The organism is Streptomyces sp. Wb2n-11 (assembly GCF_001049855.1).
Lineage (GTDB): Bacteria > Actinomycetota > Actinomycetes > Streptomycetales > Streptomycetaceae > Streptomyces > Streptomyces altiplanensis.
The window spans coordinates 1,907,013-1,921,503 of the sequence record NZ_CVPB01000001.1 but is presented as its reverse complement, the minus strand read 5'-3'; the positions used below and the strand labels follow the sequence as shown (position 1 = coordinate 1,921,503).

Sequence of the window (14,491 nt, the reverse complement as noted above, 5' to 3'; positions counted from 1 at the left end):
CGGGCCTGAGTGCTGAGTGCCGGGCCCACTCAAGACATGCAGGAGCAAGTGGTGATCGAAGAAATCCTCCTCGAGGCCGAGGAAAAAATGGAGAAGGCCGTCGTGGTGGCCAAGGAGGACTTCGCCGCGATCCGCACGGGCCGTGCGCACCCGGCGATGTTCAACAAGATCGTGGCCGACTACTACGGCGCGCTGACGCCGATCAACCAGCTGGCCTCGTTCTCGGTGCCCGAGGCGCGGATGGCCATCGTGACGCCGTTCGACAAGAGCGCGCTGCGCAACATCGAGCAGGCGATCCGCGACTCCGACCTGGGCGTCAACCCCAGCAACGACGGCAACATCATCCGGGTGACCTTCCCCGAGCTGACGCAGGACCGCCGCAAGGAGTACATCAAGGTCGCCAAGACCAAGGCCGAGGACTCCAAGATCTCGATCCGCGCCGTGCGCCGCAAGGCCAAGGAGACCCTCGACAAGCTCGTCAAGGACAAGGAGTCCGGCGAGGACGAGGTCCGCCGTGCGGAGAAGGAGCTCGACGACACCACCGCGAAGTACACCGCGCAGGTGGACGAGCTGCTCAAGCACAAGGAAGCCGAGCTGCTCGAGGTCTGATGAACGACTCTTCCTGGAGGGCCCCGGCGCGGGACGAGTACGTCGGCGCGTGGGGTCCCTCCGACCAGGGGCCTGCCCCGGCGGGTCCCGCCCACGATGCGCATCAGGCCGAGCAGACTCGCCCCATGCCCATCGTTCCGCCCGAGGAGCCCATGCCCACCCCGCCGACGCCCCCGCAGAAGAAGCGTGCGGGGCGTGATCTGCGTGCTGCCATAGGGGTGGGCGCGGGACTCGGCGTGGTGATCGTCGCGTCGCTGTTCGTCTGGAAAGCCGCCTTCATCGGCGTGATAGCGGTTGCCGTGGTGGTTGGGCTGTGGGAGCTGACCTCGCGGCTGGAAGAGCGCAAGGAGATCAAGGCCCCGCTGGTGCCGCTCGCGGTCGGCGGCACGGCGATGATCGTGGCGGGGTACGTCAGGGGTGCGGAGGGCACGTGGGTCGCCATGGCGCTCACCACGCTCGCGGTGCTCGTCTGGCGGATGACGGAGCCGCCCGACGGCTATCTCAAGGACGTCACGGCGGGTGTCTTCGCGGCGTTCTACGTGCCGTTCCTGGCGACGTTCGTCGCGATGATGCTGGCGGCCGACGACGGTGTGCAGCGGGTGATCACCTTCCTGCTGCTGACCGTGGTCAGCGACACCGGGGCGTACGCCGTGGGCTGGCGCTTCGGCAGGCGCAAGCTCGCACCGCGCATCAGCCCCGGGAAGACCCGGGAAGGACTGGGCGGCGCGATCGTCTTCGCGATGGCGGCGGGCGCGCTCTGCATGGAGTTCCTGGTGCACGGCGGGACGTGGTGGCAGGGGCTGCTGCTGGGTCTCGCGGTGGCCGCGAGTGCGACGCTCGGCGACCTCGGCGAGTCCATGATCAAGCGGGATCTCGGGATCAAGGACATGGGGACGCTGCTGCCGGGCCACGGCGGCATCATGGACCGGCTGGATTCGCTGCTGCCGACGGCTCCGGTGGTCTGGCTGCTGCTGGTGGTCTTCGTAGGCGTCGGCTGACCTGCGTTTTCTGTGGTGAGGGGCCCGTCGTCCACAGGGGCGGCGGGTCCTTTCCGTATGTCTGCGACACTGGTATGACCATGCCTGTACCTGGAGAACTGACTTTCGTCGCGCCGCGTGGAGCCAAGAAGCCCCCGCTCCACCTCGCCGACCTCACGCCCGCCGAGCGCCGCGAGGCCGTGGCCGCGATCGGCGAGAAGCCGTTCCGCGCCAAGCAGCTGTCGCAGCACTACTTCGCGCGGTACGCGCACGACCCGGCCGAGTGGACCGACATCCCCGCCGGCTCGCGCGAGAAGCTCCGGGCGGAGCTGCTGCCCGAGCTGATGACCGTACTGCGCCACATCAGCTGCGACGACGACACCACGCGCAAGACCCTGTGGAAGATGCACGACGGGACGCTCGTCGAGTCCGTCCTGATGCGTTACCCGGACCGGGTCACCATGTGCATCTCGTCGCAGGCCGGATGCGGCATGAACTGCCCGTTCTGCGCGACCGGACAGGCCGGGCTCGACCGCAACCTGTCGACCGCCGAGATCGTGCACCAGATCGTGGACGGCATGCGCGCGCTGCGCGACGGAGAGGTTCCCGGCGGTCCCGCACGGCTGTCCAACATCGTCTTCATGGGCATGGGTGAGCCGCTCGCCAACTACAAGAGGGTCGTCGGCGCGATCCGCCGCCTGACCGACCCGGAGCCGGACGGCCTCGGGCTGTCGCAGCGCGGCATCACCGTGTCGACCGTGGGTCTGGTGCCGGCGATGCTGCGGTTCGCCGACGAGGGCTTCAAGTGCCGCCTCGCCGTCTCGCTGCACGCGCCCGACGACGAGCTGCGCGACACCCTGGTGCCGGTCAACACGCGCTGGAAGGTCCGGGAGGTGCTGGACGCGGCCTGGGAGTACGCCGAGAAGTCCGGCCGCCGCATCTCCATCGAGTACGCCCTGATCCGCGACATCAACGACCAGGCGTGGCGCGGTGACCTGCTGGGCCGCCTGCTCAAGGGCAAGCGGGTGCACGTCAACCTGATCCCGCTGAACCCGACCCCGGGCTCGAAGTGGACCGCCTCCCGTCCCGAGGACGAGAAGGCGTTCGTCGAGGCGATCGCGGCCCACGGCGTACCCGTGACCGTACGGGACACCCGTGGCCAGGAGATCGACGGAGCGTGCGGGCAGCTGGCGGCCACCGAGCGATAGGCATGTCAGAGGGCCCGTGTACCGTGGGCCGCACATCTTCATATTCCGACAGGGGAGCGCCACAGCGCTGAGAGTGCGGCACGCCGCAGACCCTCTGAACCTCGCCCAGGTCATTCTGGGTAGGAAGTTCGGTCACTACTCGAGCTGTTGCGCCCTGCCCGTTTTCCGCGGGCAGGGCCGCGTCTCTTCCTGGATGTCCCATCCCAGGAGGAATTCAGTGCACACCACCAAGAAGCTCGCGGTCACCGCCGTGGCCGCCGCGCTCGGTGTCTCGACGCTCGCCGCGTGCGGGGGCGGGTCGGACGACTCCGGTTCCGGCAAGGGCGGCAAGGGCGGCGGATCCAAGACCGTGACGCTGGTCAGCCACGACTCGTTCAACGCATCCGACGCCGTACTGAAGGCGTTCACCGAGGAGACCGGCTACACCGTCAAGGTCCTCAGGAGCGGGGACGCGGGCGCCGCGCTCAACCAGGAGATCCTGACCAAGGGCTCCCCGCGCGGCGACGTCTTCTTCGGCGTCGACAACACGCTGCTCTCGCGGGCCCTGGACAACGGCATCTTCACGCCGTACGAGGCCAAGGGGCTCGACGAGGTGCCGGCCGAGCTCCGGCTCGACCGCGACAAGCACCGCGTCACACCCGTCGACACCGGCGACATCTGCGTCAACTACGACAAGAAGTACTTCGCCGACAAGAAGCTCGCGCCGCCGAAGACCTTCGACGACCTGGTCGAGCCGGAGTACAAGAACCTCCTCGTCACCGAGAACGCCGCGACCTCCTCGCCCGGCCTCGGCTTCCTGCTCGGCACGGTCGGGCAGTACGGCGACGACGGCTGGCAGGACTACTGGAAGAAGCTGAAGGACAACGGCGTCAAGGTCGTGGACGGCTGGGAGCAGGCGTACAACGAGGAGTTCTCCGGCTCCGCGGGCGGCAGGAAGACCAAGGCCGACCGGCCGCTCGTCGTCTCGTACGCCTCCAGCCCGCCGGTGGAGGTGCTGTACGCGGAGCCGCAGCCCGGGGAGGCGCCGACCGGTGTCGCGACCGGCACCTGCTTCCGGCAGACCGAGTTCGCGGGGCTGCTGAACGGTGCGGAGAACGAGGAGGGCGGCAAGGCGCTCATCGACTTCCTCATCGGGAAGAGGTTCCAGGAGGACATGCCGCTGAACATGTTCGTGAACCCGGTGGTCGAGGACACGAAGCTGCCGGAGCTGTTCACGGAGCACGGCGTGGTCGTCGACAAGCCGCAGACCGTGGCCCCCGACAGGATCGCCGACAACCGTGAGCAGTGGGTCAAGTCGTGGTCCTCGCTCGTCCTGAAGTAGCCAAGAACATGCGGGGGAGCGCGGTGCGGCTCGGCCTGATGGCCGCGCCCGTCGCGTTCTTCGCGGTCTTCTTCGCCTACCCCGTGACCGCGATCGTGGGGCGCGGGCTCCAGGTGGACGGCGTCTGGCGGCTCGGCCGGATCGGCGAGGTGCTCGCCGACCCGGCCATCCTCGACGTGCTGTGGTTCACCACCTGGCAGGCGCTCGCCTCGACGGCGCTGACCCTGCTGATCGCGCTTCCGGCGGCGTACGTCTTCGCCCGGCTCGACTTCCCCGGCAAGCAGCTGCTGCGCGCCGTGGTCACCGTGCCCTTCGTGCTGCCGACGGTCGTCGTCGGAACCGCGTTCCTGGCGCTGCTCGGACGGGGCGGGCTGCTGGACGAGGTGTGGGGCGTACGGCTCGACACCAGCGTGTGGGCGATCCTGCTCGCGCACGTCTTCTTCAACTACGCGGTCGTCGTACGGACCGTGGGCGGCCTGTGGTCGCAGCTCGACCCGCGCCAGGAAGAGGCCGCGCGGGTCCTCGGCGCCGGGCGTTTCGCGGCCTGGCGGCGGGTGACGCTGCCGGCGCTCGTGCCCGCCGTCGCCGCCGCCGCGCTGATGGTCTTCCTCTTCACCTTCACCTCCTTCGGCGTCGTGCAGATCCTCGGCGGACCCGCCTACTCCACCCTGGAGGTGGAGATCTACCGGCAGACCGCGCAGCTCCTGGACCTGCCGACCGCCGCCGTGCTGACGCTGGTGCAGTTCGCGGCGGTGGGCGCGATCCTCGCCGTGCACGCGTGGACGGTACGGCGCAGGGAGAGCGCCCTGAAGCTCGTCGACGCGGCGCGGACCTCGCGGCCGCCGCGCGGCGCCGGGCAGTGGACGCTGCTGGGCGGCGTGCTGGTGACGGTGGTGCTCCTGGTCCTGGTGCCGCTCGGGTGCTCGTCGAGCGGTCACTGGACGGGCCGGGCGGGTACGGGTTCGGCTACTACCGCGCCCTCCGGACGACGGGTGCGAGCGGGGGCACCTTCCTCGTGCCGCCGCTGGAGGCGGTGTGGAACTCGCTGGAGTACGCCCTGGTGGCGACCGCCGTCGCGCTGGTCGTCGGCGGGCTCGCGGCGGCGGCCCTGACCCGGCGCGCCGGGCGGCTCGTGCGCGGCTTCGACGCGCTGCTGATGCTGCCGCTGGGCGTGTCCGCCGTGACGGTGGGCTTCGGTTTCCTCATCACGCTCGACCGGCCGCCGCTCGATCTGCGGACGTCGTGGATCCTGGTGCCGCTCGCCCAGGCGCTGGTGGGTGTCCCCTTCGTCGTACGCACCATGCTGCCCGTCCTGCGGGCGGTCGACGAGCGGCTGCGCGAGGCGGCGGCCGTGCTCGGGGCCTCGCCGCTGCGGGCGTGGCGGGAGGTCGACCTGCCGATGGTGCGGCGGGCGCTGCTCGTCGCCGCCGGGTTCGCCTTCGCCGTGTCGCTGGGCGAATTCGGGGCGACCGTCTTCATCGCGCGGCCCGACAACCCGACGCTGCCGGTGGCGGTGGCGCGGCTGCTCGGGCGGGCCGGGGACCTCAACTACGGGCAGGCGATGGCCCTGAGCACGATTCTGATGGTGGTGTGCGCGGTGTCGCTGCTGGTTCTCGAACGCGTGCGGCCCGACCGATCCGGATCCGGGGAGTTCTGATGTTGCGGCTGGACGGGGCGACCGTGCGGTTCGGGAAGCGGGCGGCACTGGACGCCGTGGACCTGGAGGTCGCCGACCACGAGATCGTGTGCGTGCTCGGACCGAGCGGCAGCGGGAAGTCCACGCTGCTGCGGGTCGTCGCGGGTCTTCAGCCGGCGGACGCGGGGCGGGTGCTGCTCGACGGGCGCGACCAGCGCGGGGTGCCGGTGCACCGGCGCGGGGTCGGCCTGATGTTCCAGGACCATCAGCTCTTCCCGCAGCGCGACGTCGGCGGCAATGTCGCCTTCGGGCTGCGGATGCGGGGGGAGGACAAGGCGGAACGGACCCGGCGGGTCGATGAGCTGCTGGAGATGGTCGGCCTGCCGGGCGCCGGGCGCCGGGCGGTCAGCACCCTGTCGGGCGGTGAACAGCAGCGGGTCGCGCTGGCGCGGGCGCTCGCTCCGCAGCCGAAGCTGCTGATGCTCGACGAGCCGCTGGGCCAGCTCGACCGCGGCCTGCGCGAACGCCTCGTCGTCGAGCTGCGACAGCTCTTCGGGCGGCTGGGCACGACCGTACTGGCCGTCACGCACGACCAGGGCGAAGCCTTCGCGCTCGCCGACCGGGTGGTGGTCATGCGCGACGGGCGGATCGCGCAGGCCGGTACGCCGCTGGAGGTCTGGCAGCGGCCGGCCTCCGAGTTCGTCGCCCGCTTCCTCGGCTTCGACAACGTCGTCGCGGCGACGGTCAGTGGCGAGGCCGCCGACACGGTGTGGGGCAAGATCCCCGTCCCGGCCGGGTCGGCGCAGGGCGAGAGCCGTCTGCTGGTCCGTCCGGCGGGCGTCAGGATGGTCCCGGCCGCGGACGGGCTGCCCTGCACGGTCACGGCGCGCACCTTCCGGGGCCACCACGTCGCCGTACTGCTGCGGCCCGCGGGCGGGCCGCAGCTGGAGGCGGAGTGCACGCTGCGGGACGCGCCCGAGGAAGGGGCGCAGGTGGGCGTCGCCTTCGCCGCGGAGGACGTCGTGGTGCTGGAGCCCCTGGCGCCGGGTCCGTCAGGTGACGAGAACCCCCGGAGCGCCGGCGATCACGGCGGACCGCTCAAGACCGGTCGTCGCGCCTGACAGCTCCACCGCCGGCGGACCCGGGGGCCGACACGGTGACGCACCTGGGTGCGGGCACCCGTACCCCGGTCGCGGCGGCCCCCGGGCCCGGCGGGCGGCTGGAGCGGCTCGTTCCGGGGGTGGCACCACCGTCTTCCGGCCCGGCCTCGACGCGGTACCGGTACCGGTACGGGAGAGGTACGGCCCCGTCGGCCGGCCGGTGATCCTGTGCGCCGCCGGGCTCGTGGCCCGCGAGGGAGACAGGACACGCCGATCAGGGCATGGGGAGGGTGCGGCGCGCCGTGCCCGGCGCCGTGCTGCTGCTCGTCGGCGAGGGGCCGTACGAGCGCCGGCCGCACCGGACGGCGGCCGAGCACGGGTCCGGACGCCGTGGTCTTCCCGGGCGGTCACCCGCACGGGGCCATGCCGTCCTTCTATGCCGCCGATGTCTTCACGATGCCGTGCCGCACGCGAAAGCGCGGGCTGGAGGTGGAGGGGCCCGGCATCGCCTTCCCGGAGGCGGCCGCCGCCGGACCGCCGGTGCCGGCGGGCGACTCGGGCGGTGCGCCGGACGCCGTACGGGACGGGGATACGGGACACGTCCTCGACGGGCGGTCGGGGGCGGCCGGCGCGGATGCTCGACGCGCCCCTTCCCGCCCGGGCGGCGGGCGGGAAGGGACGGCACCGGGTGCGTACGGAGTGGAGCCGGGACCGGTCGTACGAGCGGCTGGCCGGGTTACTCGGCGGCTAGCCGGGCCAGCGCCGCCGGGGCCTGGTCGACGGTGTCGACCAGGGCGATGCGGGACTCCATCGGGCGGCCCCCGGCCAGGGACTGGAGCAGGGGCCAGGCGGGGAGCCGCTCGGTCCAGTGGGCGCGGTTCACCAGGACCATGGGGGTCGGTTCGCCGCGCGACTCGTAGTAGTTGGGGGTCGCGTTGTCGAAGATCTCCTGGACCGTGCCGGCCGCGCCGGGCAGGAAGACGACACCGGCGTTGCAGCGCGCGAGGAGGCCGTCCTCGCGAGTGGCGTTGGCGAAGTACTTGGCGATGTGGCCGGCGAAGGCGTTCGGGGGCTCGTGGCCGTAGAACCAGGTGGGGATGCCGATGGAGTCGCCGCCGGACGGCCAGCGGTCGCGGACCTCGAAGGCGGTGCGGGCCCAGTCGGTGACGGAGGGGGTGAAGGACGGGACCTTGGCGAGGAGCTGGAGGGCGTCGTCGAGTACGGCGTCGTCCTGGAGGGGAGCCAGGTACGCGCCGAGGTTCGCCGCCTCCATCGCGCCGGGGCCGCCGCCGGTGGCGACGGTCACGCCGCTGCGGGCGAGGGTGCGGCCGAGGCGTGCGGCGCCGGCGTAGGCGGTGGTGCCGCGGGCCATGGCGTGGCCGCCCATGACGCCGACGACGCGGGCGCCGGCGAGGTGTTCGTCGAGGGCGTCCGAGACGGCGTCGTCGTGGATGGAGCGGAGCATCGAGGCGAATATGTCACCGTCGGCCTTGGTGCGCTGGAGCCAGGCGTACGCGAGGGCGTCGGGGGTGGCGTCGTACCCCTGTTCCAGGTGCTCGAAGAGGGTGTCGGCGGTGTAGAGCAGCCCGCGGTACGGGTCGAAGGGGAGGTCGGGGACGGGCGGGAAGACGAGGGCGCCGTCCGCGCGGACCTTGGCGAGGCCGTCGGGGTGCATGGGGCAACCGAGGAACACGGCCCCGGATGTGGCGACGGTGAGGAGGTCGAGGGTACGGGCCGTCAGGTCGACGGCCTGGACGCGGTAGCCGCCGAGCGAGCCGCGCGCGACGGCGGCGTCGAACTCGGCGAGGGTCTCGATCTCGTGGTCGTGGTCGTGGTCGCGGCGGGCGTCGGAGTCCGTGAGGTGAGGCACGCGACGATGCTAGGCGGTGGGTGGTACGGCGCGTTGCCGGGGGAGCGGGGCCGGGGGAGCGGGGCCGGCCCCGCGGCGGGGGCCGCCCTGTTCCGCGCGGGCTGCCCGGGCGGGGCTCGAACCGGGCGGGGTCAGGAGGTCAGGGGGAGGGCCGCCAGGACTGCCAGGACGCAGGTCACGGGGGTGAAGACGGTCAGGACGGCTGTCGCTCTCAGGGCCGCCGCCGTACGGAGGGTCTGGGAGGGGGCGCCCATGCGGACCAGGGTTTCCGCGGTGGCCGTGCGGGCGTGTTTCGCCTCCAGGGCCGCCATCAGCAGCGTGGCGACCGTACAGCCCGCCATCAGCACCGCGCCCAGGCCGGTCAGGGGGCCGAAGGGGGCGGCGGAGGCGGCATCGGGCAGGGTCGCCGTGGCGATCGCCGCCGACGCCACCGCGCACACCACGCCCAGCGGGCGGCCGATCCGGCGGGCCTCGTCCATCAGGACGCGGCCCGCGAGCAGCCGCACCGCGCCCGGGCGCACGCACTGGAGCAGGCGGCCTGCGAGGTGGGTCAGCCCGGGGCCCGCGAGGGCGAGGCCGAGGGCGGTCAGGGCCCAGCCGGCCAGGACGCCGGGCGGGGCGACGTCCAGCCGGCCCGGCAGCGGGAGCGGCGCGCCGGGGACGCCGCGGCTCGCGTAGGTCTCGACTGCGAGGCCCGCGGCGACGAGGGCCATTCCCCACGGCAGGCCGGCGGGGGGCAGGGGCGCGGAGGACTGTTCGCCGGAGCGCTTCGGGCGGCGCGGGCGCAGTGCCACGGCGCTCGCGACCGCCGCCGTGACCGGCACCAGGCTCAGCAGGGTGAGCACGGCGGCCGACGGCAACGGCTGGTCCGCGGCCAGCAGCCCGGCCGCCGCGCCGTCGAAGGGCAGACGGCCGGGACCGCCGCCGCGCAGGTGGAGGAAGAGGAGGAGCGCCAGCACGCTGCCCAGGGCGCAGGAGACCGCCGTGGACACGGCCGCGAGCGCCGCGAGGCGGGCCGGGCCGAGACCGACGGCGGAGAGCCCCGCGCGCGGCGGGCTCGTACCGGGGTCGGTGCGGGCCACCGCCACCGCGAAGTACACGGTGGCCGCGAGCGGGGCCAGGCACCAGAGCAGGCGCAGCGCGGAGTCCCTGGACTGCGCGGGATGGCCCACCGCGTGACCCAGGGTGCACAGGAGGAGGAAACCTACGCCGCCCGATGCCACCGCGACCAGCAGTCGCCGCAGCAGGACCAGCGGGTGGGTGCTGCGGGCTAGACGGAGAGCGAGCACGCGGCCCGGCCTTCCGCACCGTCCACCTGTACGGAGTTGACGGGGTGTCCGTCGAGCAGCGACACCGTACGGTCCGCGAGCATCGCCACCTCCGCGTCGTGCGTCGCGAGGACGACCGTGATGCGGTGCGAGCGGGCCGCGGCGGTGAGCGTACGCAGCACCTGGGCGCGGTCCTTGCGGTGCAGCGGCGCCGTCGGTTCGTCCGCGAACAGCACCGCCGGCGTGTTGACCAGCGAGCGGGCGATGGCGATCCGCTGGCGCTGGGACTGCAGGAGTGCGGCGGGCCGCTTGCGGGCGACCTCGCCGATGTCGAACCGCTCCAGCCACTCCATGGCGGTCTTCTTCGCGGCGCGGTGCGAGATGCCGTGGAGGAGGAGCGGCAGGGCCGTGTTCTCCCAGGCGTTCAGTTCCGGCAGGAGCCGGGGTTCGGGATCGATCCAGCCGAACCGGTCACGGCGCAGCCGTTCGCGCAGCACGGGACTCATGGTGTGCACGGGCGCGCTGTCGAACCATACTTCGCCCTCCTCGGGGACCAACTGGCCGGAGAGGCACTGGAGGAGGGTCGTCTTGCCGCTGCCGCGCGGGCCGTTGACGGCGAGGATCTCGCCCTCGCGCACGCCCAGCGAGACGCCGGTGAGGGCGGGGGAGCCGCTGTACGAGTAGTGCAGGGAGCGTGCCCAGAGCACATCGTTGTCGGGTGGGGCCACCATGGCGTACACCTCACGTCTTGAGTGTCACAGCAGATATCCCGTTCCCCCGTACGGGGGAACGAAGACGGGGCCGATCGGTCACTGGGCACCGTAAGGATTCGTGACGTGGTGGCGTGGCAAGCGCGCGGCCCGGATACGTCCGTTCTCACTCGAACGGGCTAATCCGGGCCGCGATTGGGTCATACGATCAGAGCAGGCTCACCCTGGCTCAGAGCTTGGTCCAGGCCTCCGTGAGCACCTGACGCAGGATGCCCTCGATCTCGTCGAAGGTGCCCTGGTTGGAGATCAGCGGCGGGGCGAGCTGGACGACCGGGTCGCCACGGTCGTCGGCGCGGCAGTACAGGCCGTTCTCGAAGAGGGCCTTGGAGAGGAAGCCGTAGAGCACGCGCTCCGTCTCCTCGTCCGTGAAGGTCTCCTTCGTGGCCTTGTCCTTCACCAGCTCGATGCCGTAGAAGAAGCCGTTGCCGCGGACGTCGCCGACGATCGGCAGGTCGTTGAGCTTCTTCAACGTCGAGAAGAACGCGTCCTCGTTGTCGAGCACGTGCTGGTTGAGGCCCTCGCGCTCGAAGATGTCGAGGTTCGCGCAGCCGACCGCGGCGGAGACCGGGTGGCCACCGAAGGTGTAGCCGTGCAGGAAGGTGTTGTCACCCTTGTAGAACGGCTCGGCCAGCTTGTCCGAGATGATGCACGCGCCGATCGGGGAGTAGCCCGACGTCATGCCCTTGGCGCAGGTGATCATGTCCGGTACGTAGTCGAACTTGTCGCACGCGAACATCGTGCCGAGGCGGCCGAAGGCGCAGATGACCTCGTCGGAGACGAGCAGCACGTCGTACTTGTCGCAGATCTCGCGGACCCGCTGGAAGTACCCGGGCGGCGGCGGGAAGCAGCCGCCGGCGTTCTGCACCGGCTCCAGGAAGACGGCCGCGACCGTCTCCGGGCCCTCGAAGAGGATCTCCTGCTCGATCTGGTCGGCGGCCCAGCGGCCGAAGGCCTCCGGGTCGTCGCCGTGGATCGGCGCGCGGTAGATGTTGGTGTTCGGCACCTTGTGCGCACCCGGTACGAGCGGCTCGAAGGGGGCCTTCAGGGCCGGCAGGCCGGTGATGGACAGGGCGCCCTGCGGGGTGCCGTGGTAGGCCACCGCGCGGGAGATCACCTTGTACTTGGTGTGGTTGCCGGTGAGCTTGTGGTACTGCTTCGCCAGCTTCCACGCGGTCTCGACGGCCTCGCCGCCACCGGTGGTGAAGAAGACCTTGTTGAGGTCGCCCGGCGCGTAGTTGGCGAGGCGCTCGGCCAGCTCGACGGCCTTGGGGTGGGCGTACGACCAGATCGGGAAGAAGGCGAGTTCCTGAGCCTGCTTGTACGCGGTCTCGGCGAGCTCGTGCCGGCCGTGGCCGGCGTTGACCACGAAGAGGCCGGAGAGACCGTCGAGGTACTTCTTGCCCTTGTCGTCGTAGATGTAGGTGCCCTCACCACGCACGATGGTGGGCACGGGTGCGTTCTCGTAGGACGACATGCGGGTGAAATGCATCCACAGGTGGTCGTACGCGGTCTTGGAGAGGTCCTGGCTCACGACTATCGGGTTCCCCACATATAGGTCTGCTTCTTCAGCTTGAGGTAGACGAAGCTCTCGGTGGAACGCACGCCGGGGAGCGTGCGGATCCTCTTGTTGATCACTTCGAGCAGGTGGTCGTCGTCCTCGCAGACGATCTCCACCATGAGGTCGAAGGAGCCCGCGGTCATCACCACGTACTCGCACTCGGCCATGGCCGTCAGCGCTTCGGCGACGGGGTCGAGGTCGCCCTCGACGTTGATGCCGACCATGGCCTGCCGCCGGAAGCCCACGGTGAGCGGGTCGGTGACGGCGACGATCTGCATCACGCCCTGGTCGAGCAGTTTCTGCACGCGCTGGCGCACGGCCGCCTCGGAGAGGCCCACGGCCTTGCCGATGGAGGCGTAAGGACGGCGTCCGTCCTCCTGGAGCTGCTCGATGATCGCCAGAGACACGGCATCGACCGTTGGGGACGAGCCGTTCCCGGTTCTGGAATCTGCGCTTCTACTGGCCACGTCTTCACTGTGCACGACGTCTCGACTGTTCCGCAACCCCAAACCGATGAAATCCGTTGTTTGAAGCGTCGGATCTTGCTGAATCCGAAGTTCCCGGTATGCGGGTATGTCGAAAGCGATACCCGAGCGACTAGGGTGGGCATCTCAGCAATCGGACATCCGACCAGGGAAGGGGTGGCTGTGACCACCGAACTGCGCCGCCTGCGCAACTACATCGACGGAGAGTTCCGCGACGCCGCCGACGGGCGGACCATCGACGTGGTCAACCCGGCCACGGGCGACGTGTACGCCACCTCGCCGCTCTCCGGCCAGGAGGACGTCGACGCCGCCATGGCGGCCGCCGCCGCGGCCTTCCCGGCCTGGCGCGACACCACGCCCGCGGAGCGCCAGAAGGCACTGCTCAAGATCGCGGACGCCTTCGAGGAGCGCGCCGAGGAACTGATCGCGGCCGAGTCCGAGAACACCGGCAAGCCGCTCGGTCTCACGCGGACCGAGGAACTGCCGCCCATGGTCGACCAGATCCGCTTCTTCGCGGGCGCGGCCCGGCTGCTCGAAGGCCGCTCGGCCGGCGAGTACATGGAGGGCCTGACCTCCATCGTCCGCCGCGAGCCGGTCGGCGTCTGTGCGCAGGTCGCGCCGTGGAACTACCCGATGATGATGGCCGTGTGGAAGTTCGCCCCGGCGCTCGCCGCGGGCAACACGGTCGTCCTGAAGCCGTCGGACACGACCCCGGCGTCCACCGTCCTGATGGCCGAGATCATCGGCTCGATCGTCCCCAAGGGCGTCTTCAACGTCGTCTGCGGCGACCGTGACACCGGCCGCGCGATGGTCGAGCACCCGGTTCCGGCGATGGCCTCCATCACCGGTTCCGTACGGGCCGGCATGCAGGTCGCCGAGTCCGCCGCCAAGGACGTCAAGCGCGTCCACCTGGAGCTCGGCGGCAAGGCGCCGGTCGTCGTCTTCGACGACACCGACATCGCCAAGGCCGTCGAGGACATCTCGGTCGCGGGCTTCTTCAACGCCGGCCAGGACTGCACCGCCGCGACGCGCGTGCTCGTACAGGAGTCGATCCACGACGAGTTCGTGACCGCGCTGGCGAAGGCCGCCGCCGACACGAAGACCGGGCAGCCGGACGACGAGGACGTGCTCTACGGCCCGCTCAACAACGCCAACCAGCTCAAGCAGGTCAGCGGCTTCATCGAGCGCCTCCCGGCGCACGCCAAGGTCGAGGCGGGTGGCGAGCGGGTCGGTGACAAGGGCTACTTCTACGCCCCGACCGTCGTCTCCGGCCTCAAGCAGGACGACGAGATCATCCAGAACGAGGTCTTCGGCCCCGTCATCACCGTCCAGTCCTTCACGGACGAGGCGCAGGCCCTGGAGTGGGCCAACGGCGTCGACTACGCGCTGGCGTCCTCGGTGTGGACCAAGGACCACGCGCGGGCGATGCGCATGTCCAAGAACCTCGACTTCGGCTGCGTGTGGATCAACACCCACATCCCGCTGGTCGCGGAGATGCCGCACGGCGGCTTCAAGAAGTCCGGTTACGGCAAGGACCTCTCGGCGTACGGCTTCGAGGACTACACGCGCATCAAGCACGTGATGACCTCGATCGAGGGCTGATCAGGACGCTGTTCCACGAGGGCGGGCGGTAGACAGACCGTCTATTGCCCGCCCTCGCCGTGCGGGACAGGAGTGGACGCCATGGGT

11 protein-coding genes, 2 pseudogenes and 1 riboswitch are annotated in these 14,491 nt (G+C 71.0%); of the genes and pseudogenes, 8 read left to right on the top strand and 5 right to left on the bottom strand.

The window, feature by feature from the left end:
- Positions 1 to 51: 51 nt before the first annotated feature.
- From frr to BN1555_RS41590, 7 genes and pseudogenes are all read left to right on the top strand, one after another.
- Entirely contained in the window at positions 52 to 609 is a 558-nt protein-coding gene (frr, locus tag BN1555_RS08415; protein WP_093798792.1) for a ribosome recycling factor, read from the top strand.
- Positions 609 to 1,607 (top strand): phosphatidate cytidylyltransferase, encoded by a 999-nt coding sequence (locus BN1555_RS08410; protein WP_093798791.1) that lies wholly within the window; start codon positions 609 to 611, stop codon positions 1,605 to 1,607. Before frr ends, BN1555_RS08410 begins: the two co-directional genes overlap by 1 nt.
- Before the next feature lie 80 nt (positions 1,608 to 1,687).
- Entirely contained in the window at positions 1,688 to 2,794 is a 1,107-nt protein-coding gene (gene rlmN, locus BN1555_RS08405; protein ID WP_093803280.1) for a dual-specificity RNA methyltransferase RlmN, read from the top strand.
- A gap of 40 nt (positions 2,795 to 2,834) precedes the next feature.
- Positions 2,835 to 2,938: riboswitch (TPP riboswitch) on the top strand.
- Between the two features lie 73 nt (positions 2,939 to 3,011).
- Positions 3,012 to 4,115 carry a thiamine ABC transporter substrate-binding protein gene (locus BN1555_RS08400; RefSeq protein ID WP_093798790.1) on the top strand — a complete coding sequence of 368 codons (1,104 nt, stop codon included), beginning with the start codon at positions 3,012 to 3,014 and terminating at the stop codon, positions 4,113 to 4,115.
- Between the two features lie 38 nt (positions 4,116 to 4,153).
- Positions 4,154 to 5,772: pseudogene (locus BN1555_RS08395) on the top strand (ABC transporter permease).
- Positions 5,772 to 6,872, top strand: a complete 1,101-nt coding sequence (locus tag BN1555_RS08390; RefSeq protein WP_093798789.1) for an ABC transporter ATP-binding protein — start codon at positions 5,772 to 5,774, stop codon at positions 6,870 to 6,872. The pseudogene BN1555_RS08395 and the gene BN1555_RS08390 overlap by 1 nt, the downstream one beginning before the upstream one ends.
- 402 nt (positions 6,873 to 7,274) lie before the next feature.
- Positions 7,275 to 7,409 (top strand): annotated as a pseudogene (locus tag BN1555_RS41590) (hypothetical protein); the annotation flags it as partial.
- Positions 7,410 to 7,587: 178 nt separating this feature from the next.
- On the opposite strand, the gene BN1555_RS08380 reads toward BN1555_RS41590, so the two are convergent.
- The 5 genes from BN1555_RS08380 to BN1555_RS08360 all read right to left on the bottom strand — a co-directional run bounded on the left by BN1555_RS08380 (position 7,588) and on the right by BN1555_RS08360 (position 12,799).
- The gene (locus tag BN1555_RS08380; RefSeq protein WP_093798788.1) at positions 7,588 to 8,721 is read right to left on the bottom strand and encodes an LOG family protein; all 1,134 of its coding nucleotides are present in this window, start codon (positions 8,719 to 8,721) and stop codon (positions 7,588 to 7,590) included.
- A gap of 131 nt (positions 8,722 to 8,852) precedes the next feature.
- Positions 8,853 to 10,010: a hypothetical protein gene (locus BN1555_RS08375; RefSeq protein WP_093798787.1), complete on the bottom strand. Its 1,158-nt coding sequence runs from the start codon at positions 10,008 to 10,010 to the stop codon at positions 8,853 to 8,855.
- Complete coding sequence (locus tag BN1555_RS08370; RefSeq protein ID WP_093798786.1) at positions 9,992 to 10,720, bottom strand: ABC transporter ATP-binding protein; 729 nt, start codon at positions 10,718 to 10,720, stop codon at positions 9,992 to 9,994. The genes BN1555_RS08375 and BN1555_RS08370 overlap by 19 nt, the downstream gene beginning before the upstream one ends.
- Positions 10,721 to 10,928: 208 nt before the next feature.
- Positions 10,929 to 12,308 (bottom strand): aspartate aminotransferase family protein, encoded by a 1,380-nt coding sequence (locus BN1555_RS08365; RefSeq protein ID WP_093798785.1) that lies wholly within the window; start codon positions 12,306 to 12,308, stop codon positions 10,929 to 10,931.
- Positions 12,293 to 12,799 carry an Lrp/AsnC family transcriptional regulator gene (locus BN1555_RS08360; protein ID WP_093798784.1) on the bottom strand — a complete coding sequence of 169 codons (507 nt, stop codon included), beginning with the start codon at positions 12,797 to 12,799 and terminating at the stop codon, positions 12,293 to 12,295. Before BN1555_RS08360 ends, BN1555_RS08365 begins: the two co-directional genes overlap by 16 nt.
- Before the next feature lie 165 nt (positions 12,800 to 12,964).
- Between BN1555_RS08360 and BN1555_RS08355 the strand changes: the two genes are divergently transcribed.
- A complete protein-coding gene (locus BN1555_RS08355) occupies positions 12,965 to 14,404 on the top strand; it encodes a gamma-aminobutyraldehyde dehydrogenase (RefSeq protein WP_093798783.1) in 1,440 nt (479 codons plus the stop codon).
- Positions 14,405 to 14,491 lie beyond the last annotated feature (87 nt).

Excerpts from the sequence above, each read along its gene's own strand:
- BN1555_RS08410 (WP_093798791.1), top strand. The coding sequence starts at position 609 with ATGAACGACTCTTCCTGGAGGGCCCCGGCGCGGGACGAGTACGTCGGC.
- BN1555_RS08390 (WP_093798789.1), top strand. The coding sequence starts at position 5,772 with ATGTTGCGGCTGGACGGGGCGACCGTGCGGTTCGGGAAGCGGGCGGCA.
- rlmN (WP_093803280.1), top strand. The coding sequence starts at position 1,688 with ATGCCTGTACCTGGAGAACTGACTTTCGTCGCGCCGCGTGGAGCCAAG.
- BN1555_RS08370 (WP_093798786.1), bottom strand. The coding sequence starts at position 10,720 with ATGGTGGCCCCACCCGACAACGATGTGCTCTGGGCACGCTCCCTGCAC.